We start from the raw sequence: 22544 nt of genomic DNA, 5'->3' as shown, positions 1-22544 counted from the left end.
TCATGATACTAGTCCTAGGGATGATACTTTCCATCCTTCAGGACAATATCCCACCCTCAAATTCGGAGTTGGATAGGATTTTGGGCCTAAAGGATGATACCACGAAGATGGTTCAATTAGATAATTATATCAACAAGGTAATCTATAATGATCCTGTTCAATCCAAATGGTTAGTTTATAAACAAATGGACCTCAGTAAGAAATTGAAGAATGAATACTGGAGTGGAATTGCATGGTTCAATATTGGTTTTATCAATGCTCGGGACGCATTGGACAGTCTTTCCATTGAAAATTTTGAAACAGCAATAAAGCATTTTGAAAAAGTTGGTGCAAAGGAAAATATCATTCGATGTTACGTGAATATTGCTGCATTGAATGGTCGATTAGGGAAGTTGGAAAAAGAAATTGAATTGCAGCAAAAAATCATAAAAATGTTGGAGGGTAGCAATAAAAGTAATCTCATACTGAATGCCTATAATATTATGGGTGCACTATATTACAATTTGGAAGAGATAGAGAAAGGGCTTATTTATTTTAAAAAAGCTAGGGATTTGGCTATAATTCGGAAAGATACATCAAACTTAATCACATCGAATCTTGGTTTTACAAATTGTTATGCAGCTCTGAAGAAGTTTCCAGAGGGGTTGAAACATGCACAGGCAGCTTTGGCATTGGCGCAGAAATTTGGGGCCCATTTTGAGTACTCCCTTGCCCATAATGCTTTTACACAACTTTATCAAGAATGGAAGAAACCTGATGAATTAATCTATCACGGTCAGCAAATTATCTACCATGCTTCACAACTTAATGAAACCCAATATTTACTCATTGGTAACCTTGCGGTGGCAGATGGATACAGATTAAAAAAGGATCCAGAAAATGCCATTCATTTTTATAAAAATTCTGAAAAAATCGCATTGAAAAGTGGAACCGTTCTGCAATTGGATGATATCTATAAGGGCCTTTCATCGGTCTATAGTCAGGTGAATGATTATAAATCAGCTTTACATTACTATACCAAATATGCCTCGCTGAATGATAGTACATTGAATGAAAAGACCAAACTTGAGGCCAATGAAATGCATATCAAGTATGAAACTGCCCAAAAGGAAAAAGAGCTATCCATGCAGAAATTGGATCTTGTAGAACAGGAAGTTACCATTCAAAAGAACCGACAGTATTTTTTAATTTCAATAACTACAGCCATCATTTTTTTGATGCTCTTGATTTTCGCGGTCTTCTTTATTTATAACAAGAGGAAGCAATTTGCTTTACAAACTGTTGCAAATGAGAAGGAAAAAGAACTTCAACAATTACAGGCCTTCATGGAGGGCGAGGAGAAGGAACGCATTCGAATAGCGAAAGAGTTGCATGATGGAGTAGCCGGCATGTTGACAGCATCTAAGATGCAGTTTCAATCTTTTAAGACCTGTAAGGAATATACCTGTAATCTGGAAAATTATCAATTAGGCCTACAATTGCTAACAGATGCTACCGATGAAATTAGGAAGACCTCACATAACCTTATGCCCGATATTGTGCTTCAGAAAGGATTGGTTGAAGCTATTAGAAAATATTGTAATAAAATAAACAGCCATAGCTTACAGGTTCAATTTGATAGTTGGGGAGAAATTGGCCGTTATGATGAGCGATTTGAATTGGCGGTATATCGCATGATCCAGGAACTGCTGAACAATGCGATGAAGCACGCTGGAGCCTCTCTGGTATTAGTTCAGATCAACAAGCATCATGACAGTATATTTTTGACAGTTGAGGATAATGGCAAGGGGATCAATTTTGATGCGGTGGACCAAGAGGGAGTTGGTTTACAGCGATTTCAAAAACAAGCTGCCGCAATGGATGGGAAATTGGAATACGAAAACCGACCAGGAAAGGGTCTAGGTGTTTATTTAGAATTTAATATCAACAGTCAGCATATTTAATATTATGGAAAATATAAAGCTTGCGATAATTGATGACCATAAAGTGGTTCTTGATGGCTTAATCTCGATGTTATCCTCGGAGCAGAGGATTCAAGTGGTTCTTGTAGTACAAACTGCAGATGAACTTAATAATAAATTACAGGAAAGTAGTCCAGATATTTTACTAATGGATATTCAAATGCCAGGGATAAGTGGAATAGATCTGGCCTATAGTGTTTTGAAAACTTATCCAGAACTAAGAATTATTGCCTTCAGTAGTTTTGATGAATCTCATTATATCAAACAGATTTTGAGAAATGGGGCAAAGGGGTATTTACTTAAAAATGCAGATCGACAGACCATTATTGAGGCTATATTTCAGGTTGCGGAAGGAGAGAATTATATCGATGAAAGATTGAAATCTTCCCTGTTGCAAGAGAGTATCTTTGGACATAAAAGATCAATGCACGATATCCCATTGACAAATAGGGAGACGGAAATCTTAAGGTTGATTGCAGAAGAATTTACCAACCAAGAGATTGCAGAAAAGCTTTTCATTGGTTTACGTACCGTTGAAACTCATCGCTTGAATCTAAATCAAAAGTTGGGTGTTAAGACTTCTGCGGGTTTGGTCAAACAAGCCATTAAACGAGGGCTAATTAATTAAACTTTACACTAAATATGGCATTGTATGAAACTTGGAGTAGTCAAAAATCTGGGTTCAGGCGAAATCAACAAATCTAAATGGGCAGTGTTTTTTGAAAAGATCCGGAATAATCGAGAGGTTGAATTATGTATAATTGGTCTAAGGTTTCTGATGGGTATGGCTTTTATTCCTTCTGGCATTATTAAGGTTGAAGGTGAACGATTTACTCGATTGGGGGTGGAGACCAAGATCGGATATTTCTTTGAAGCCTTATTTCAAGCTTCAAATTATTGGAAGTTTATTGGGATGATGCAATTGACAGCAGCGTTCCTTCTTTTTACGCAAAAATTTGCAGCATTAGGGAATTTAATCTTTTTTGTAGTGATTTCAAATATCTTCATAATAACAGTGGATCTTAATTTTAAAGGAACATGGGTCATTACGGGAATGTTGATGCTGAGTTCAATTTTATTAATTATATGGGATTGGTTTAAGTATACGATGTTGGTCAGGTCTCATGGTAGTTCTGTGGAAAGAACCTTATATAGAGAGCCAGCAGTTATATGGCAGGTAATTGGGTTGCTGTTATTCTTTAGTCTTGTATTTATGATTGTAATATTTGGTTAAAAAGATAAGGGGCAAAATGATTGTTTTGCCCCTTATCTTTTTATTTAGAAAAACCTATTTTTCTAATAAGTTGATTTTTCTTTCAACAGAAACATTGTCTCCAGTTACAGCATTACCGTCTTTATCAACTAGAGTCAATTTAACAGTTGCTTCGCCTAGAGGCAGGTTCAGGATTTCGTAAGGAACCCATTGGTCCAAAGTGAAATCTTGACCATTGATGTTAGCTTTTACTTTATAGCTATCTGCACCTAATGTTGCATTAGATACGAAGAAGTCTAACAATAAAGTTTTAGTTTCTTCACCTTTGTAATCACCTTTTGGTCTGCTGTAGAACAAAGAAGGTTCTGTAGGAGTAGGAAGCTCCGCGATTTTAGCGTCAGCTTCTACTTTGAACTTCACTAATTTGGAAGCGTCAGCAGTTTTTAGGGACTCGTGGAATGAACGAGACAAGAAAGACATTAAATAGTGCTCAGAATTAACTGGTACTGTAAATGTATGTTCTGGTTTATACAAAGCTACATATGGCGTGTTATCCAAAATAAAGTGGATATGTTGACCATCATGGGAATTCGCCATGTGGTGCTCATGTTCAGTTTGCTCAGTTAATTTAAAGTTCTGAACATCATATTTAACTGTAATCTTTGCAGAGTCTGTTCCTACTTTTTCAGAAGTTAATGAAGCGATTTTCAAAGTTGCTCCTGGGAAGTCTTTCGCATGTTGAAGAGGGTTCACTGCGATTGCACCAACTGTGTCAGCTAATGCTGTAGAATCTTTGACTTCTCCTTCTTGATTTTTTGTCGGGTTATTGCATGAAGCGAGTACCGCTGTTGCAGTTAATACTGCTAATGCTGATTTGAATGTTCTCATCACTTAATTTAAAATTTAGTCGAATTTGTTATGTTACTTAAACAAATATAACGGTAAATTGTTTATTTTTTATTGAAATACAATCTGTAAAGCTTCTTTTAGCGCGAGAAGTGTTTTCTTAAGGTCATCTTCTGTATGTGCAGCCGAGATAAAGCCAACTTCATAGCCGGAAGGACCGAAATAGATTCCTCTATTCAATAATTCCCTATGCATCACTTTGTATTTTTCCATGGATGCTGGATCAATTTCATCTGCACGTTGGATTTTTTCCTTGTCAGTAAAGGCAAACCAGAAAATGGAACCAATTGTCGTAATGGAAACCTCAAAACCATTCTCTTTAATGAAGGAACGAAGTTCAGTTACGAATTCTTGGGTTGTTTTTTCTAGTTTTTCATAGAAACCAGGTTGTACAAGGATCTGCAAAGCTGCAATACCAGCTGCCATGGCAACCGGATTACCAGATAGGGTTCCAGCTTGGTATACCGAACCATCTGGCGAAATACAGCCCATCAGTTCCTTAGAGGCACCATAAGCACCTACCGGCATACCACCACCGATAATCTTTCCATAGGTCAAAATGTCCGGTTGGATATCATAATATTTGGAAGCACCCTCAAAACCCAGACGGAATCCAGTGATTACCTCATCCATGATCAATAATGCACCGTTCTCTTTGGTAATATCTCTCAAGAAATGGATGTAATCTTTATCTTGTATCAACAAGCCATTATTTGCAGGAACACCTTCAATAATAACCGCTGCAATTTGATCTTTAAAATCTGCAAATACTTTTTTAAGGGCTTCTTTATCATTCAATGCGATGACAATAGTTTCATCTGCAAAAGCTTTAGGCACCCCTGCTGAAGAGGTTTCACCGAAGGTGACAAGACCTGATCCCGCTTTAACCAATAAAGAATCCGAATGGCCATGGTAACAGCCTTCGAATTTTACGATTTTGTCTCTTTTTGTATATCCGCGGGCAAGTCGGATTGCAGACATGACAGCTTCTGTCCCTGAGCTTACAAAACGGATTTTTTCAATCTTTTTGTTGTTGCTAAGGATAAGTTCTGCCAATTCATTTTCAAGCGCTGTAGGAGCTCCAAAACTCAAACCTTTACCTAATTGCTCTTGCACGGCTTCACGGATTTCTGGCGTATTGTGGCCCAGGATCAAAGGACCCCAAGAACAACAATAGTCAATAAATTCATTGCCATCAGCATCCCATAAATGGGCCTTGTCACCACGCTCAATGAACAATGGAGTTCCATATACTGATTTAAATGCACGAACAGGAGAGTTTACACCACCAGGAAAGAATTCCTTGGCTTTTTCAAATAACTTCGCCGACTTTTCGCGAGAAATATCTGAAGTAGATGTTGTCATAGTTTTTTGTTTTATTGTATGGTACAAAAGTAGTATTTAGTAGTTAGTATTTCGTATTTAGATTGGGGTAGGGCTCGATATTGAGGGATTATGACGGAAATGTTATAATATATCTTGTCAAAGCATTTAGTGTATTGTTATTGGTAGTTTTACTTTGATATAGACTTCAAAGCTACAAATCTGAAAACAAGCAATAGGTCTAACTACTAAACACTTAATACTAAATACTCCATAAAAAAAAGCGGGCTTTCTTGAGAAAAGCCCGCTTTTTTTATGGAAAGTATTACTTTCCTTCTTCTAATACTTTAGTTACAAGTTCAGCTGCTTCTTTCAATAAGATTGCAGAGTACACTTTTAGGCCAGAATTGTCGATTAATTCTTTAGCTTCTTTAGCGTTTGTACCTTGTAGACGTACGATAATTGGAACAGGAATGTTTCCAATTTCGTTGTATGCATCGATAACACCTTGAGCAACACGGTCACAACGAACGATACCACCGAAGATGTTAATCAAAATAGCTTTTACGTTAGGGTCTTTTAAGATGATGTTGAAACCAGCTTTTACAGTTTCAGCGTTTGCAGTACCACCAACATCTAGGAAGTTTGCAGGCTCACCACCGGCAATTTTAATGATGTCCATAGTTGCCATTGCTAAACCAGCACCATTTACCATACATCCTACGTTTCCATCAAGTTTTACGTAGTTAAGGTTGAATTCTCCAGCTTCCACTTCAGTAGGATCTTCTTCTGTAATGTCACGTAAAGCAGCGATTTCTGGATGACGGTATAAAGCGTTTTCATCCAAGTTCACTTTCGCGTCAACCGCTAGGATTTTATCATCAGATGTTTTCAAAACAGGGTTGATTTCGAACATAGATGCGTCAATTGAATCGTAAGCTTTGTACAATGCAGCAACAAACTTAACCATGTCCTTGTGCGCAGCACCAGAAAGGCCTAAGTTGAAAGCGATTTTACGAGCTTGGAAACCTTGAAGACCTACTTTTGGATCGATCTCTTCTTTGAAAATAAGGTGTGGAGTTTTTTCAGCAACCTCTTCGATGTCCATACCACCTTCTGTAGAGTACATAATGATGTTGCGACCAGTAGCACGGTCTAACAATACAGACATGTAGAATTCTTTGGTTTCGCTGTCACCAGGATAATAAACATCCTGAGCGATCAAAACCTTATTAACTTTTTTACCTTCTGGACCAGTCTGTGGAGTTACTAACTGCATTCCAATGATGTCAGTTGCGCGTTGCAATACTTCATCTTGGTTCTTAGCTAATTTCACACCACCACCTTTACCACGGCCACCCGCATGGATCTGTGCTTTTACCACAACCCAATCCGAGTTGAATTCTTCTTTCATTCTCTTAGCAGCTTCAACAGCTTGCTCTGGGGTTTCAGCAACAATACCTTCTTGTACTCTTACTCCGAAACTCTTAAGTATTTCTTTTCCTTGATATTCGTGAATGTTCATTGATAAAAAAATTTGCTGTAAAAATAGCGTATTTATTCGTAAGGGTCAAGTTATTATTACGATTAAATTGTCCTTTGTTACGCCTAACTATTTATTATATCGCTTGGGCGGCAAGTTGTTTTTGTTTTTTGTTATTTTCGCAGTATGATCTTAAAGGCAAATAACATTTTTAAGTCTTATGGCGACCTTGAAATTCTCAAGGGTGTCAGTATTTCTGTCCGTAAAGGAGAGATTGTTTCCATCGTGGGAGCTTCCGGTGCCGGTAAGAGTACCTTGCTCCATATCATCGGTACATTGGACAAACCCGATCAAGGGACCGTACTGATCGAGGGTGAGGACGTTTTTGCCTTGAATGAAAAAAAACTGAGTGATTTCAGAAATAAACACATAGGCTTTGTTTTTCAATTTCATCACCTTCTTCCTGAATTCACTGCCCTGGAAAATGTTTCCATACCTGGTTTCATCGCTGGTCAGGATAAAAAAGCTGTTGAGAATCGAGCTTTGGAACTCTTGGATATTCTTGGGGTTGCCCATAGAGCTCACCATAAACCTTCGGCCATGTCTGGGGGAGAGCAACAAAGGGTGTCGGTAGCTCGAGCGCTCATCAATAATCCTACCCTCATCCTTGCTGATGAGCCCTCAGGAAACTTAGACTCGGAAAATGCGACTGCCCTACATCAATTATTCTTTGATCTAAGGGATAAAATGCAACAGACCTTTGTCATTGTCACCCACAATGAGGAACTAGCGAGAATTTCGGATCGTACGATCCATATGAGAGACGGTTTAATCTATTAATATGCAAAAGCTCCTGATAACTTTTGGAACACGGCCATTGGCCCAAAGACTTTCCAAAATGCTGAACAATCAATTTGAGGTTATTTTCGCAACTTCTGAAGAAGTGCCCAGCTTTTTAGAAGCTAATTTTAAAAAAATTCCGACGGCAGCAAACCCAACATACGCCCATGAACTTTTGAAACTCTGTCTTGATAAGGAGGTGAATTATTTACTGCCTCTAGGCCTGAACGAGATCAATGTGTTGGCGGAGTCCAAAATCCTTTTTGAAGAATATGGAATTCAATTGCTCTCTCCCTCTAAAGAGGCATTGACAGAGCTGTACGTTTTGGAGAATCCACCTTCGGTAGTGGAATTATTATTGGTTTTAGATGGTAAAAGCCTGATTTCAGACCGTCAATTAGAATCGGAAGTTTCTGGTTTGTTTACCATTTCAGATGATGGTGATGATTTAGCGCTTTGTACAATTTAACATGATCGATTTTTCAAATATTCCTCTCGATAAAAAACTATATCTATTCGAAATAGATGATGTCCTTTTTCCAAAAAAAGACTATTTACTGCAGATCTATTATCTTTTTTCGCAGTTTGTTGAGTTTACTGAAGGGAGACCGATCTCCACCGAACTAGTGAACTTCATGAAAGATCAATATCTTGAAAATGGAGAGGATGACCTATATGAGCAAACCGCCAAAAAATTCAATTTCAGCAACGATTATAAGGAAAACTTAGAACGATTAATGGTGAATGGACATCTTCCCTTGAAACTTTTCCTGTTTAATGAAATCAAGCTGTTATTTGCTTCTATTCTTGAACATGGCGGACAGATCGCCATATTAACCAAAGGGAATCCAGCGTTACAGTTAAATAAACTAAAACATCTTGATTGGCAAGGTTTTGACCGAAATGTTAAAATTTATTTTATCGATGAGTTAAATTTCAGAAATATTGAACCATTTAACTATATTGCTTCAGAAAATCATGTAACACAGAGTGATTTGATTTTCATTGAAGACAATATAGCTAGGTTATGATGAAAAGATTTGTTCTTCCTTTTTTACTGCTTTCATTGCTTTTTGGAGCTAGCTGTAAAAAAGACCCGGTTCAACCATCCGATGATGGTCGAGATCCTGACAAAGAAATTCTCTTAAGAGACTCCACTTACTATTACTCCTTGGCGCTTTCCCTCTGGGAAGATCAACTCCCACAGCCCAAAGTCGATTCTAAAGGCCAACCTGACCTTAAAGCATTTACGAATGCCTATCAGGATGCCGAAGGAGTTCTGGCGGCACTGAAACGAAGTGCTCCTGAAGATCGCTTTAGTTTTGTTGACCGTGAAGGCACCGTTAGTGAGGAAATTCAACAAGGTGTCCATAAAGAAACTGGTATTGTGCCTATTTTCATTACGGTCAGCAACCAGAACAATGGGGAAGCCAATATGTATGTCAAGTATGTGCAAAAGAATTCTCCAGGTGAGAAGGCTGGATTAAAACGTGGAATGCGCATCGTGAGCATCAATGGTGATAGCAATCTGGACTATAACAAGAGTGAACAAAAGGCAATCGAAAACTACTATAAAGTTGTAGAAGGCAAGGAGACCTTGAATTTGGTGGTTCAAGCACCGGGTGAAACGACCACCAAAACCGTATCGGTTTCTGGTGGGGCTTATAATATCGACCCAATCTTAGTCAAAAAGATATTCACAATCAATGGTAAGAAAATTGGGTACATCTTTTATACTTCTTTTGTTAATGTGTTCAGTGAATCTGGCCCAAATGGCTACCATACAGCCATGACAAATGCATTCAAGGAATTTGAAACGGCCAACGTGAATGAGTTGATCATAGATTTAAGATATAACGGAGGAGGTTCAACTTCAACAGCTGAAATGATGTCAAACCTTTTGGTACCAACAGCTGGTTCAAAAGGTAAAATGTATGATTATAAGATCAATAAGAATCTGAAAGAATGGGGTTGGGATGATGAAACTAATCCTAAAGCTCCATTCCGCTCTGTGAACTTCAATAAGACCAATGCCCTGAACCTACAAAGAGTCTACTTCTTAGGAACTACCGGAACCGCTTCTGCCAGTGAATTGGTGATGAATGTATTGAAACCTTATATGGATGTGCAGATCATTACGACCAATGGAAAAGGCACCTACGGCAAACCGGTCGGCTTTTTTGGGTATCCAGTGGTACATGGCTATGCAGATCTTTATATTACTTCTTTCCAAATGCTCAATAAAGATGGTTTTGGAGATTACTTCGATGGGTTAAAAGGAAAGATCACCAATGCTGCGGATGGTTTCTTCACAGAATTAGGGGATGAGAGAGAAGCTTTATTGGCTACCGCCATCTCGGATATTACCGGAACAGGAGCGGGGGCAAGGGCATCTAGCAGGACAACAAAAACTGGTCTTGAAGGAGCTAGAGAGATAAAAGTTCCGGAATTGAACGATCATCGTAATAATATGTACAAGTTTCCGGACCTGAAACTTCGAAGTATACCAAAGGTTGATTAATCTTTTTTCGAATTTGGAAGTCAATTATTGGAATCATCTTTGCATGCTTCGATATTACTTAATATTATAAATGAAAAACGCTATTCTCAGTAAACTATTGGTGCTTTTGACCTTGGTTTCCATATTCGGTTGTAAAAAGGATCTTAATGATATTACCCCTCCACCAAGACCTGGTGGTGACAGAACCATTGATCAGGAGGTGTTAGATAGTGTTTACTCTAAATATAAATATTCATCCTATTGGGAGTCTTCCATTCCAGTTGCAAATCCTATTTCCAGTCTAACAGATAAATATACTGATGCAGATGACCTTTTGAGTTATCTAATGGGGCTCACGCCTAAAAAGATGGACTATAAGTATCATCCCACCTACAATGGACCTTTAGATCGCTTTTCTTGGATTGAAGATATCGGTTCGGATTCCAAAGCCGCAGCAATGGCTGATTTAGCGGATGGATATGGCTTATATATGGCGTTTGATGGAAGTCGTGGAGATAGCTTGTTTGTCTACTTTGTAGAAGGTGGTTCCCCTGGGGCTGCGGTTGGTATCAAAAGGGGCGATAAAGTCCTTGAAATGCAGGGTGACAAGAAAATGGTGTATTCCAATAAAACCAAGGTGGATGAATATATAGAAGGAAATACCCTGAGCATTAAGACTGAAAATGCCCAACACGTACAAAAGACCTATAATCTGAATTATACTTCCTATGATATTCAGCCATTCCAATTAGGTAAAGTGTTTACAGAGAATGGAAAAAAAGCCGGTTATATTGGTCTATCCTCTTTTGAGGAACTTAAGTCAGGTGTCTCGGATAGCAAAATGAAAAAAGGGATCGACTCCACTTTTGCGGTTTTCGCAAGCCAAAATGTGACCAAGCTAATTGTGGATTTACGATATAATGGAGGGGGATATGTGAGTTCCGCAATCCATCTGCTCAATAAAATCATCAATTCATCAGGAAATGGAAAGGTGATGTTTAAATATGACCTCAACAAAAACCTAAAAAGAGATCGTGATAAGGGTGATCCTGAATTTGAAGATGAAATCTTTGTTAAGGATAATGGAAATCTTGAAATCCAACAGGTCGTATTCTTGGTGAGTGATTATACTGCTTCAGCGAGTGAGATTGTGATCTCTGCTTTGAAACCTTATATGGATGTTAAGCTTGTTGGTTCTGATGCTTCGACCTATGGTAAGCCAGTCGGATTTTATAGAGAGGATATCCTTGGAAAAGTTGGACTTTGGGCAGCCTCATTCAAAATCATCAATGCAGCTAATTATACAGACTACTGGGATGGTATCCCTGCGGATTATCCGAATGTTTTTGATAACTTCTACAAAGAGTTTGGAGATCCAAGCGAAGATATGACCCGCAGAGCCTTGAATATCCTGATTGGACCTGGATCTAAGGCTAGCAGCAGAACTGTTGCTGTTCGAAGTTCAGTGAACAGAACTACACGTGAATTGAACAAAATACCACGTCGTAATATGATAAAGGACTAATTTATCATTATATAATTATTAACTTTGATGCATGGCAGGAAATAAACCAACCACGATCAAAGAAATCGCAAGGAAACTGAAGATTTCTCCTTCTACTGTGTCTAGGGCATTGAATGATCACCCAAGCATTGGGTTGGTCACGACTATGCGCGTGAAGAAAATGGCTGAAGAAATGGCTTATGAGCCTAATCAAACTGCTATTTTCTTTAAACAACGCAAGACCTTTACGATCGGTGTCATTCTGCCCAAACTATCTGAACCTTTTTTCTCTGAAGCCATCAGTGTGATCGAAAATGTTGCCGAAGAAAAGAAATATACCGTGCTTCTTGGCCAATCCCTGGATGATGAAAACAGGGAACTGAACATAATACAGACTTTCAAAAAGCATAGGGTAGATGGAATCCTAATTTCCATGAGTAAAAATACTGGTGATACCGACTTTTTGGAATTACTTGCCAAAACGGAAATCCCAATTGTGTTTTTTGACTGTGTTCCCGACCTAGAACATGTCCATAAGGTATATAGCGATCTTGCCTCTGGTATGATCGAAGCAATCGAAGCTTTCGTAGACCGTGGGCATAGAAAAATTGCCCTGATCAATGGCCCTGAATCATTATTAGCATCAAAGGAAAGGGCAGAAGCCTTTCAAAATGCCCTGGAAAAGAAGGGTATCGGTGCAGACTCAAGCTTTGTTGTCAATACTGACCTTACGGAACATGGAAATGAAGAGGCAATGGATAAAATCTGCTCCTTAGCTGATCGACCATCTGCCGTTGTTTCCTTTAATGACTTCGTGACTTTGGATCTTATCCGCTATGCCAAACAAAGAGGCATTGTTCTCAATCAGGATATGTTTTTCATTAGCTATGCAAATTATCCTTTATGGAAATATATGGATAATCCGCCAATGGGAAGTATCGAACAATACCCTGAAAAACAAGCTCAAAAAGCTGCCGAGATATTGTTCGATTGTATAGATAAGAAAGAATATACCAACAAACCACAGGATGTGGTATTCCCTTCTAAATTGGTGCTTAAATAATCAGGATTAGTTAATCTGGATGCTATAGGTGATTTCAATACCACCGTTCACTAGCATGTCATGTACCGAGCAGTATTTCTTTACGGCCAGTTCGGCTGCCTTTTGGGCTTTAGCTTCATCGATCTCACCTTTCAATTTGAAGGAAATATGGATCTTAGTGAAGATATTAGGAATCTCTTCTCTACGCTCACCTTCCACATCAACTTGTATATCTTGAATGTCCTGACGTTGTTTCTGCAAGATAGTCGTTAAATCAAACGCACTGCACGAACCTAGAGCCATCAATACCAATTCCATCGGTCTAACGCCCTTGCCTTCGCCTCCAATTGATTCTGGGCCGTCTACATGAACTGTTACTGGGGAAAGTTCGCTGGATGCCTCGAAGTGTACCGCTTGATTCTGTCTTTTAATATGTACTTTCATGTTTTTTGATTTATTACTTTAAAGGTAGTCAAAATCCATTCAAGACGAAAAAGGAACAGACAAAGACTACATATTATAGACATTCAAGAGGATTGAATGCCCTTAAGGATCGGATAAAAAACAATAAACCCCCAAATCTTTTGGGGGTTTATTGTTTTTTAGTTCGGGTATTTTACACCTCGATATAAACTGATATCAACCTTAGGTACTTTTGCCTTGTACTTGGCGTTGATAGCGTCGATAAATAAATTTGCTACGATAGCATTTCCCATTGGAGTAAGGTGAACCCCATCCAAAGAGAAAGCGTTTCCAGTAATAAATGCTGCTGAAATGTGAACACCATTGTAGTTGTATCCTGCTTTCACCTTGTTTAAGAAAGCATGAACATCAGCAACAGCAAGTTGTTTCGATTCAGCGATCGCTTTAATCTTATCATTAAAGGCTTTTACACGCCCTGAAACTTCAGTTACCTCAGCTTTATCCAACACGTATTGATCCTCAATAGGGTTCAATGGATGCATACCGTAAGGAATCTGTTGCTCATTTGGCTTGCCCAATAAAGTAGTAGGGAAGGTCAGCACAAATAGATCGGCATCAGTAGCCATTCTAGGTCCTGTTTTAGTTGCGATGAATACATTTTTAGCTTTACCTTGAGAAGCAGCTTCCACTGCGGCATTTAGGCGAGCTGTAGTTACGGTGTTCAAGAAAGGAATAGTCGTAACGTCTGGAATAGTCGCCACAACGCCTTTTGAGCCATTTTGAGTCAGTGCATTGACAAAAGTATTGTAAGCAAAATCAAAAGTTGCCAAATCCAATAATTTCTTTGTTGGATCTTGTGATGGAGCAGCACCATTGGTTGCATAGCCTAAAACATCATTATTTCCTAACCAGAAGGAGAAGAACGTATGTTCATGAGAAGCCGCATATTCCACATACTTCAATGTTTGAGGAGTGCCATCAGGTAATAACCTTTCGAAATAAGGATTTCCCATAACAGTACCAATTCCAGGAGCCATGGACATATCCAGGCGCATACCCGGTACTCCTAAGTTTTGAATAGGCTCTGTATGTTTTGTGTATAATGGACCACCATTAGGGCTTTTTCCACGGATTGCCAAATTGGTTGTCACAGGCTCCATCACTGGATTGCCATCAACCAAAGACTTCAATTGGATATAACCTGAACCATTTGCTTGTTCCTGACTGAAGAAAGGGGAAGTAAATTCACCGCCACCAACAGTTTTAAACTGCTCAGCCATCAAATTAGGGAATGCCACTTTTTGTCCTTCAAGATAAAGGCCGTTGTCTGCATATCCAGAAGTCAAAGAGTTACCCACGGCAATGAATTTTGAGAAATCAGCTGTTCCTTTGCTGGTTTCCAGTTCATCCAAAGACGGGGCACATGAACTCGCAAATCCTAAAATTGCAAGTCCGATATAGAGTTTAAAGTTCTTTTTCATTGTTTTCATAATTTAAGGACTACCAGTAATAAGAAACAGAAATACCTGGAGCATGAATATTGGTTTCATACGTTCCTCTCAATTGCGTTTCAGCATTGGTAGTTGTTCTCTTCAAGATCTTTTGGAAAACATAAGCTGCTGACATCTGCCAGTTTGGTGAAAACTTATAGGTTACACCTCCTGCCGCCATTACACGGTTATTATCCGGCGTTTCTGGATAAACATATTTAGCTTGAACCGGTGTGTAGACATATCCAGCCCCAAGGCGAAGATCAAGCTTGTCATTCACCTCATAGTTCAGACCAGCTTTTCCTGAAAAGGCATTTTGATATTTTTTCTCTGAACGGGTATCCTGCAATACAGGGGTGTTGTTTTCATAATCAAATACCAATTCTTTGTAGATGTCATAATTGATAATGGATCCATCGATTGCTGCATCCACTTTATCCGATAATGGGAAAGTGATACCGACATTGAATGAACCTGGTAGAGGTAATTCAGCGTCGAATTTGCCATTCGGGAAGTTGGCTGCCAAAGCATTTGGTACTTCAAATGTGGCATCTCCACCTTTCAGTTTTGTAACAACTTTTGAACGGTAGTTTAAGGATAGAGCAAAGGTTTCATCAAGCGTGTAGTGAACACCTAAATTATAACCCATACCAGTTCCAGTTCCTTTCAGAGTAGCCTGACCTGTTCTTCCATCCGGATAGAAAACTGGAAGAGCTCTTCCTAAATCCACCAAACCGATGTTGTAAACAAATCCACCACCGATAGAGAACTGATCGGTCAATTTAAAACTAATTGTAGGTTGGATATAGATTGCACGCATGGATAGATGCGTCAATGAAAATTTACCTGGCCATTCCGTTCCCCAATCAACTCCACCACCAAAGGGAGTATATACACCAATACCCGCTTTCCACCAGGATCCTTTAGGACCAAAAGTGGCATAAGCACCAAAAGGTGGGGATATTTGAAATTTTGTATGGTGTACATCTGGGCTGCCAGCCTCCTGGAAAGCAGACCTGTACATGATGGCGCTACCACCTATTTGTACCCCATTGTTCTCCATTTTCACCAATGCTCCAGGGTTGTATACGATGGAAGTTTCATCGATAAAAAGTGCAGATCCTGCACCAGCCATACCCACCGCTTTTTGGCTCTGGGTATTAACTTGGGAGCCCTGTGCAAACAAAAGCGTAGGGGAAGCTAATAACAAACTGAGTAATAATCGTTTCATAGTAATTATTGATTAGCGTTTTTCAAATTTAATTTGATATGCTAACATAGTAAAATTCTATTAATTATTATAAATTAATTGATAAATATTTATAAACTAATTGTCAAGATTCGATAAAAGAGTGCTTATCGTTTTTAATCAAAACATAATTAAGGTATATTGGTTTTCAATATAAACAGATAAAAAAAATAAATATGGCTCAAGTATCATTTAAAGGTAATGCAGTGCATACCGGTGGAGACCTACCTAAAGTAGGTGAGGTTGCTCCTGACTTCACACTTACAGCTGGTGATTTATCACAAAAATCATTGAAAGACTTTGCAGGAAAGAAAGTAATCCTTAATATATTCCCAAGTATTGACACAGGGACCTGTGCCATGTCAGTACGTCAATTCAACGAAAAAGCTTCTGGCTTAGATAATACCGTTGTCCTTTGTATTTCCAAAGACCTTCCTTTTGCACAGAGCCGTTTCTGCGCAGCTGAAGGATTGGAAAATGTGGTGACCTTATCCGATTTTAAAGACGATAACTTCAACAATGCGTATCACGTGAAATTTACGGATGGACCTCTTCAAGGTCTTTTAAGCCGTTCGGTAGTCGTTGTAGATGAAGACGGAAAAGTGAAATACACTGAACAGGTCGCAGAAACTACAGAAGAGCCAAATTACGAAGCAGCATTAGCGGCAGTATAAGATGTTATATATGAGATTTGAGTTATGAGAAATTTTATCTCTGGTGATGACCAAATTTAATACAGGTTCTCTCTCAATACTCAAATCTCAATACCAGACAAAAAAAAACGGGCTTTAATTCCCGTTTTTTTTGTTTATTTAGAAGCTTCTAAGGCTTGAAGGATATCATCGATGATATCCTGTTTATCTTCGATTCCTATGGAAAGTCTGACGGTTCCGGGACGGATACCTAGTTTTTCCCTTTCTTCTTCCGATAACTTGGAGTGGGTAGTAGATGCAGGGTGAGTCGCTATACTTCTAGAATCACCTAAATTGGATGTATAGAGGATCATATTTAATGCATCCAAGAAATTGAAAGCACGCTCCTTGCCACCTTTCACTTCAATGGTCACAATCCCTCCACCTGCTTTCATTTGTTTTTTTGCAAGTTCATATTGAGGGTGTGATGGCAAGAAAGGATATTTCACGTCTAAAACCTCCTCATTTTTCTCCAATTCTTCTGCAAGAGCAAGGGCGTTTGAACAGTGCCTGTCCATACGTAATCCCAAAGTCTCAATACTTTTTGAAAGAATCCATGCATTAAATGCAGACATTGCTGGGCCAGTGTGACGGATTAAGAACATCATCTTGTCCATTAATTCCTGTTTACCAACTACAACACCTCCCAAGACTCTGCCTTGTCCGTCCATGTATTTCGTGGCCGAATGAATGGATAGGTCGAAACCATATGGAAGAGGTTTCTGTAGATAAGGTGTAGCAAAACAATTGTCAATTGCAAAAATGATATTTGGATATTTTTTCTTTAAACCTCCTAGCCATTCCAGATCCACTAGTTCTAGACCTGGGTTAGAAGGAGATTCCAAGAAGATGAATTTAGTATTGGGCTGTATGGCTTTTTCCCATTCTTCAGGGTTTATGGCATCCACATAGGTTGTTGTAACTCCCCAACGTGGAAACAGCTGTGTAAATAGCTGATGGGTTGAACCAAATATTGCTCTAGAAGATACAATATGATCTCCCTGCGCGATAAAAGCTGCAAAAGTGGCAAAGATTGCACCCATTCCAGATGCAAAAGCTAATCCAGCTTCAGCCTCTTCCATTAAACAGACTTTGTTGATGAACTCAGTAGTGTTAGGATTAGCATATCGAGAGTAGACCATGGCCTCTTCTTCGTCAGCAAAGACCGCACGGCCTTGCTCAGCACTGTCAAAAATAAAACTTGAGGTTAAGTATAATGGTACCGAATGCTCCCTCAATGAAGAACGTTTGGCTTGCTCGCGGATGATTTTAGATTGTTCGTTATTCATGATTAACAAATTTATTCACTTTTCAATAAAAAGCACTAAGTCAATAAGATAATTTTAAGCCTGAATTGAAAATATTTTTATGCAAACCTTTGTGCAGGCCGATTTTTGAGCCACAGTTATTCAATTTCTACCTTCAAAATAGATTTTGATGAATTAATTATGATTACAATTGGCTGCTGTTGGTTTATCAACGAAATCGATTGTTTAATGAAAAATCCTTATTGTTTTAAATAAATTACATCAAAAAACGAATTTTCCCCATGATTCTATGCAGTTTTCTGTATCTTGAGGGTTTATTTTAAGCGCGTTTATGAAAAGATCTAACCTACTTTCTTTGGTGTTACTATGCCCTTTGCTTTCCTTTGGACAGACCGAGCCTAAACCCTACGGTGTCCTGCCTAGTGAAAGACAATTGAAATGGCATGAAATGGAATTGTACACCCTGATTCACTTTACTCCGACAACTTTCCAGAATAAAGAATGGGGCTTCGGTGATGCCGATCCAAAAATATTCAATCCGACAAAGTTCGATGCCAACCAAATTGCCAAAGCTGCAGCGGCAGGAGGCTTCAAGGGATTGATATCAGTTGCAAAACACCATGATGGCTTTTGTTTATGGCCTACTAAAACGACCCAATACAGTGTAGCCAGTTCACCTTGGCGTGATGGAAAAGGGGATATGGTCAAAGAATTTATGCAAGCCTCGCATGACAATGCCCTTGAATTCGGTGTTTACCTTTCTGCTTGGGATAGAAATGATACACGATATGGCACCAAAGCCTATGCAGATGCATATCGTGAGCAGCTTACAGAATTAATGACCAACTATGGCCCATTGTTCACTTCGTGGCACGATGGTGCAAACGGGGGAGATGGCTATTATGGCGGAAAAAATGAAAAACGGACCATTGACCGTACCACCTATTACGAGTGGCATGAAAAGACTTGGCCTATTGTGAGAAAACTTCAGCCCATGGCGATGATATTCTCGGATGTTGGCCCAGATATGAGATGGGTAGGAAATGAAAAAGGTTTTGCTGCAGAAACCAGTTGGGCAACCCTGACTCCGAAGAGCAAAACCCCTGGTAAACCAGCTGTTCCTGGTGAAGTCGATGATTCCAATTTGCCATCCGGTGACCGTAATGGTGAATTCTGGATTCCTGCGGAATGTGATGTTCCCCAAAGACCAGGTTGGTTCTATCATGAGGACCAAAACGAAAAGGTGAAAACACCAAATCAACTGTTTGAAATTTATTTGAAATCAGTGGGACGTGGTGGCAATATGAACCTTGGATTGGCGCCAATGCCAAATGGTCTCCTACATGATAATGATGTGAAATCACTGGCTGCTTTTGGAGAAAAATTAAAGTCAACCTTCGCTGATAATTTAGCCGCTGGTGCTACAGCAAAAGCGAGTAATATAAGAGAAAACCATGCAAAGTTCTCCGAGAAAAATCTATTTGACAACGATAGGTATACTTATTATGCCTCGGACGATGATGTGCTGAATCCTACCATAGAAATCAATCTGGCCCATGATCAAGAGTTTGACCTCATTAGATTGCGCGAAAATATCAAATTGGGACAGCGTTTGGATAGTGTTCAGGTAGAAGTTTGGTCGGATGATAATTGGAAACCATTGGCTTCAGCGACCAGTATCGGATCAACCAGACTGATCAAATTGGAGAAACCTATCCGCGCTAGCAAATTGAGGCTGAAACTGTATGCACCTGTTGCACCTACATTGAGCGACTTTGCATTGTTCAAGGAAGCGAAGTCTGATTTTAAATTTGACCATGCCGACCGTAAAAAAATCGCCAAGGATCAGATCACGATTATTTCTGCTGATAAAAATGTAAAACTGGCATCTGACAACAATGACAAGACTGTTTGGGAAACTATCTTAAGCAATCAAAAATTCGTTGAAATCCGTTTGCCAAAAACAGAACAGGTCTTAGGAATGAGCTATATGCCTAGACAGGATCGCAAAATCAATGGAATTCCTTCCAAATATGAAGTACAGACCAGTATTGATGGAAAAGAGTGGAAGACGGCAGCCATAGGGGAATTTTCCAATATTCGAGCCAATGCAACGGAACAGAATATCAATTTTGATACTGCCCATGAAGCTCATTATATACGGTTTATCCCGAAAGAAATATTAAGTGAGGGGAAAGAATTTTCAGTAGCAGAGTTTGATATCTATTTAAAATAAGAAATGAAGAGAGTAGTGTTGATGAGTTTGTGCCTTTGGACGGGACTTCTAAGTGCGCAGGATTCTAAATTATGGTATAAGGAACCCGCAAAAGTCTGGGAAGAGACCCTGCCCTTGGGAAATGGATTGATTGGAATGATGCCGGATGGCAAGATCAATGATGAATCCATTGTATTGAATGAAATATCCATGTGGTCCGGATCTCCCCAAGATGCCAATAACTATAAGGCAATGAATTCTGTTGGTGAAATCCAGAAACTGCTGTTTGAAGGAAAGAATGATCTAGCAGAAGCATTGGTCAACAAGAATTTTGTATGTGTAGGAGCCGGTTCAGGACAAGGTAATGGAGCTGAGGCCCCTTATGGCGCATTCCAGAATCTTGGTTTCATGAATTTTCTATTCTTTCATCAAGGCGAAACTACCGATTACAAACGCTGGCTGGATATCGCCGATGCGAAAGCGGTTACCAGTTTCAGCAATAATGGGACACATTATCTAAGGGAGTACTTTACATCTTTTGACAAGAATGTAGGCGTTGTCCGTTTGTCTGCAGATAAAAAGAAATCAATAGCATTTGCCATGCATTTCTATAGGGACCAAAATGTGGAAGATTACAAGATAAACGGGAATGAAATTACGGTAACCGGCAGCCTTCCGGATGGAAAGGGAGGCCGTGGAATCCAGTTTGCCGCCAAGTTCAAGGTTCTGACAAAAGGGGGGACTCTTCAGAACCACGACAATCAGATCATTATCAAGGGTGCTGATGAGGCCCTAGTGTTGTTTACAGGCTCTACCAGTTATTACGGACATGATCCTAAGGATTATGTATCTAAGGAAATATTGAAGGTGGAGAAAAGCAATTATGCTAAACTGTGGAAAGCACATGCTGCAAAATACAAGCCTCTGTTCGATCGCGTGTCCTTACAGCTTGCCGATGTATCCCCGAAGGCAGATGTTCCGACAAAAGACCGTTTGCAGGCTTTCTTTAAAGATCCAAGCCAAGATAATGGACTGGCATCTTTATATTATCAGTTCGGAAGGTATTTAACCTTAGCGAGCGCATCGCCCCATACCCCGAAAGCATTGCCACCAAACCTTCAAGGTCTTTGGGCACATCAGATCCAGACTCCTTGGAACGGCGATTACCATTTGAACATCAACGCTCAGATGAACCATTGGGGAGTAGAAGTGAACAACCTTTCTGAATACCATAAACCTTTTATCGAGATGATCAAAAATATTGCGAAAGAAGGGACAAAAACTGCAAAGGCTTATTATAATGCTCCTGGATGGGTTGTCTACATGATGACGAACCCATGGGGGTACACTGCCCCAGGTGAACACGCTTCTTGGGGAGCCAGTACGGCTTCAGGATGGTTGTGTAATCACCTTTGGGAGCACTACCAATTCACAAAGGATGAAGCATACCTAAAGGAAATATATCCAGTTTTAAAAGAAGCTGCGGTTTTTTATAAAGCCACCATGGTAAAAGACCCTAAGACAGGCTGGTTAGTTACCTCTCCTTCGGTTTCTCCAGAAAATGGTTTCAAGTTGGCCAATGGTAAGCGTGCTGCTGTGGTCATGGGACCTACCATCGATAACCAGATCGTCCGCGAATTATATGAATCGGTCATAAAAAGTAATGAGATCCTTGGCTTAAATGACGATTTCGCGAAGCAGTTGCAGATCGACATAAAACAGTTACCTCCGGCAGTGGTAGTAAGCAAATCAGGTCGTGTGATGGAATGGCTGGAAGATTATGAAGAGGTTGAACCCAAGCATCGACATGTTTCTCATCTCTATGGTCTGTATCCAGCAAATTTCATATCGCCTGTGAGCAGTCCAGATTGGGCTGAAGCTGCGAAGAAGACCTTGGCGGTCCGTGGCGATGAAGGAACCGGTTGGTCCAGAGCTTGGAAGATCTTATTCTGGGCAAGATTGCATGATGGTGACCATTCACTAGAAATCTTGAGACAGTTGTTGCAGCCTGCCTACGGTAGTGGAACAACCTATGAAGGTGCAGGAGCAGGCACCTATCCAAATCTCTTTTGTGCCCATCCTCCCTTCCAAATTGATGGAAACTTTGGCGGATCAGCAGGTATCGCTGAAATGCTGATTCAAAGCCATGATGGTTATATCCATTTATTGCCTGCTTTGCCATCCGCATGGAAAGATGGTAAAGTTTCTGGTTTAAAAGCAAGAGGGAATTACACTGTTGATTTTGAATGGAAAGACGGAAAAGTTACAAATCTTCAAATTAAAGGTAAAAAGGGTGAAAAAGTACCTGTTATCAAAAATGGAGAAAAAATAAGCTACACCGTTTCTTAAAGCATTTAATTAAGTTTTTTTGATGTAAAGGTTAGATATCATTCTATCTTATAGATGATTAAAGAGATAATTAATATTTTAATTAT

At 39.5% G+C, this 22544-nt stretch carries 19 protein-coding genes; 12 read left to right on the top strand and 7 right to left on the bottom strand.

The window, feature by feature from the left end:
- Positions 1 to 2: 2 nt before the first annotated feature.
- From NMK93_RS16015 to NMK93_RS16005, 3 genes are read left to right on the top strand one after another with little or no spacing between them, the layout of a single operon-like run.
- A complete protein-coding gene (locus NMK93_RS16015) occupies positions 3 to 1943 on the top strand; it encodes a tetratricopeptide repeat-containing sensor histidine kinase (protein WP_254529577.1) in 1941 nt (646 codons plus the stop codon).
- A 4-nt stretch (positions 1944 to 1947) separates the two neighbouring features.
- Positions 1948 to 2589 carry a response regulator transcription factor gene (locus tag NMK93_RS16010; RefSeq protein ID WP_254529575.1) on the top strand — a complete coding sequence of 214 codons (642 nt, stop codon included), beginning with the start codon at positions 1948 to 1950 and terminating at the stop codon, positions 2587 to 2589.
- A 24-nt stretch (positions 2590 to 2613) separates the two neighbouring features.
- Positions 2614 to 3195 (top strand): hypothetical protein, encoded by a 582-nt coding sequence (locus NMK93_RS16005; protein ID WP_254529573.1) that lies wholly within the window; start codon positions 2614 to 2616, stop codon positions 3193 to 3195.
- Between the two features lie 54 nt (positions 3196 to 3249).
- Here NMK93_RS16005 and NMK93_RS16000 read toward each other — a convergent pair whose 3' ends face one another.
- The 3 genes from NMK93_RS16000 to sucC all read right to left on the bottom strand — a co-directional run bounded on the left by NMK93_RS16000 (position 3250) and on the right by sucC (position 6928).
- Positions 3250 to 4062, bottom strand: coding sequence for a hypothetical protein (locus NMK93_RS16000; RefSeq protein ID WP_254529571.1), 813 nt, complete (start codon positions 4060 to 4062; stop codon positions 3250 to 3252).
- Between the two features lie 69 nt (positions 4063 to 4131).
- On the bottom strand, positions 4132 to 5445 hold the full coding sequence (gene hemL / locus NMK93_RS15995; RefSeq protein WP_254529568.1) for a glutamate-1-semialdehyde 2,1-aminomutase: 1314 nt from the start codon (positions 5443 to 5445) through the stop codon (positions 4132 to 4134).
- A gap of 283 nt (positions 5446 to 5728) precedes the next feature.
- On the bottom strand, positions 5729 to 6928 hold the full coding sequence (gene sucC / locus NMK93_RS15990) for an ADP-forming succinate--CoA ligase subunit beta (protein ID WP_185213361.1): 1200 nt from the start codon (positions 6926 to 6928) through the stop codon (positions 5729 to 5731).
- 144 nt (positions 6929 to 7072) lie between these two features.
- On the opposite strand from sucC, the gene NMK93_RS15985 reads away from it, so the two are divergent.
- The 6 genes from NMK93_RS15985 (at position 7073) to NMK93_RS15960 (ending at position 12793) form a co-directional block, all read left to right on the top strand.
- Positions 7073 to 7726 (top strand): ABC transporter ATP-binding protein, encoded by a 654-nt coding sequence (locus tag NMK93_RS15985; RefSeq protein WP_185213362.1) that lies wholly within the window; start codon positions 7073 to 7075, stop codon positions 7724 to 7726.
- 1 nt (position 7727) lies between these two features.
- Complete coding sequence (locus tag NMK93_RS15980; RefSeq protein ID WP_185213363.1) at positions 7728 to 8195, top strand: hypothetical protein; 468 nt, start codon at positions 7728 to 7730, stop codon at positions 8193 to 8195.
- 1 nt (position 8196) lies between these two features.
- Positions 8197 to 8757 (top strand): HAD hydrolase-like protein, encoded by a 561-nt coding sequence (locus NMK93_RS15975; RefSeq protein ID WP_185213364.1) that lies wholly within the window; start codon positions 8197 to 8199, stop codon positions 8755 to 8757.
- Complete coding sequence (locus tag NMK93_RS15970) at positions 8754 to 10247, top strand: S41 family peptidase (RefSeq protein WP_254529566.1); 1494 nt, start codon at positions 8754 to 8756, stop codon at positions 10245 to 10247. Before NMK93_RS15975 ends, NMK93_RS15970 begins: the two co-directional genes overlap by 4 nt.
- A gap of 70 nt (positions 10248 to 10317) precedes the next feature.
- Positions 10318 to 11751 carry a S41 family peptidase gene (locus tag NMK93_RS15965; protein WP_254529564.1) on the top strand — a complete coding sequence of 478 codons (1434 nt, stop codon included), beginning with the start codon at positions 10318 to 10320 and terminating at the stop codon, positions 11749 to 11751.
- Positions 11752 to 11782: 31 nt separating this feature from the next.
- Positions 11783 to 12793: a LacI family DNA-binding transcriptional regulator gene (locus NMK93_RS15960; protein ID WP_185217686.1), complete on the top strand. Its 1011-nt coding sequence runs from the start codon at positions 11783 to 11785 to the stop codon at positions 12791 to 12793.
- Between the two features lie 6 nt (positions 12794 to 12799).
- On the opposite strand, the gene NMK93_RS15955 is transcribed toward NMK93_RS15960, so the two are convergent.
- The 3 genes from NMK93_RS15955 to NMK93_RS15945 all read right to left on the bottom strand — a co-directional run bounded on the left by NMK93_RS15955 (position 12800) and on the right by NMK93_RS15945 (position 15916).
- On the bottom strand, positions 12800 to 13216 hold the full coding sequence (locus NMK93_RS15955; protein ID WP_185213368.1) for an OsmC family protein: 417 nt from the start codon (positions 13214 to 13216) through the stop codon (positions 12800 to 12802).
- Positions 13217 to 13374: 158 nt separating this feature from the next.
- The gene (locus NMK93_RS15950; protein ID WP_185213369.1) at positions 13375 to 14676 is read right to left on the bottom strand and encodes an SGNH/GDSL hydrolase family protein; all 1302 of its coding nucleotides are present in this window, start codon (positions 14674 to 14676) and stop codon (positions 13375 to 13377) included.
- Between the two features lie 19 nt (positions 14677 to 14695).
- Positions 14696 to 15916 (bottom strand): OmpP1/FadL family transporter, encoded by a 1221-nt coding sequence (locus NMK93_RS15945; protein ID WP_185213370.1) that lies wholly within the window; start codon positions 15914 to 15916, stop codon positions 14696 to 14698.
- Between the two features lie 194 nt (positions 15917 to 16110).
- Between NMK93_RS15945 and tpx the strand changes: the two genes are divergently transcribed.
- Positions 16111 to 16608 carry a thiol peroxidase gene (gene tpx / locus NMK93_RS15940; protein ID WP_185213371.1) on the top strand — a complete coding sequence of 166 codons (498 nt, stop codon included), beginning with the start codon at positions 16111 to 16113 and terminating at the stop codon, positions 16606 to 16608.
- A gap of 134 nt (positions 16609 to 16742) precedes the next feature.
- Here tpx and NMK93_RS15935 read toward each other — a convergent pair whose 3' ends face one another.
- Complete coding sequence (locus NMK93_RS15935) at positions 16743 to 17915, bottom strand: PLP-dependent aspartate aminotransferase family protein (protein ID WP_185213372.1); 1173 nt, start codon at positions 17913 to 17915, stop codon at positions 16743 to 16745.
- A 310-nt stretch (positions 17916 to 18225) separates the two neighbouring features.
- Between NMK93_RS15935 and NMK93_RS15930 the strand changes: the two genes are divergently transcribed.
- Complete coding sequence (locus NMK93_RS15930) at positions 18226 to 20130, top strand: alpha-L-fucosidase (protein ID WP_254529562.1); 1905 nt, start codon at positions 18226 to 18228, stop codon at positions 20128 to 20130.
- Between the two features lie 3 nt (positions 20131 to 20133).
- Positions 20134 to 22458: a glycoside hydrolase N-terminal domain-containing protein gene (locus tag NMK93_RS15925; RefSeq protein ID WP_254529560.1), complete on the top strand. Its 2325-nt coding sequence runs from the start codon at positions 20134 to 20136 to the stop codon at positions 22456 to 22458.
- Positions 22459 to 22544: the final 86 nt, after the last annotated feature.

The organism is Sphingobacterium sp. LZ7M1, assembly GCF_024296865.1.
Taxonomy (GTDB): Bacteria; Bacteroidota; Bacteroidia; order Sphingobacteriales; family Sphingobacteriaceae; genus Sphingobacterium.
This window is presented reverse-complemented; position numbering and strand designations above follow the sequence as displayed.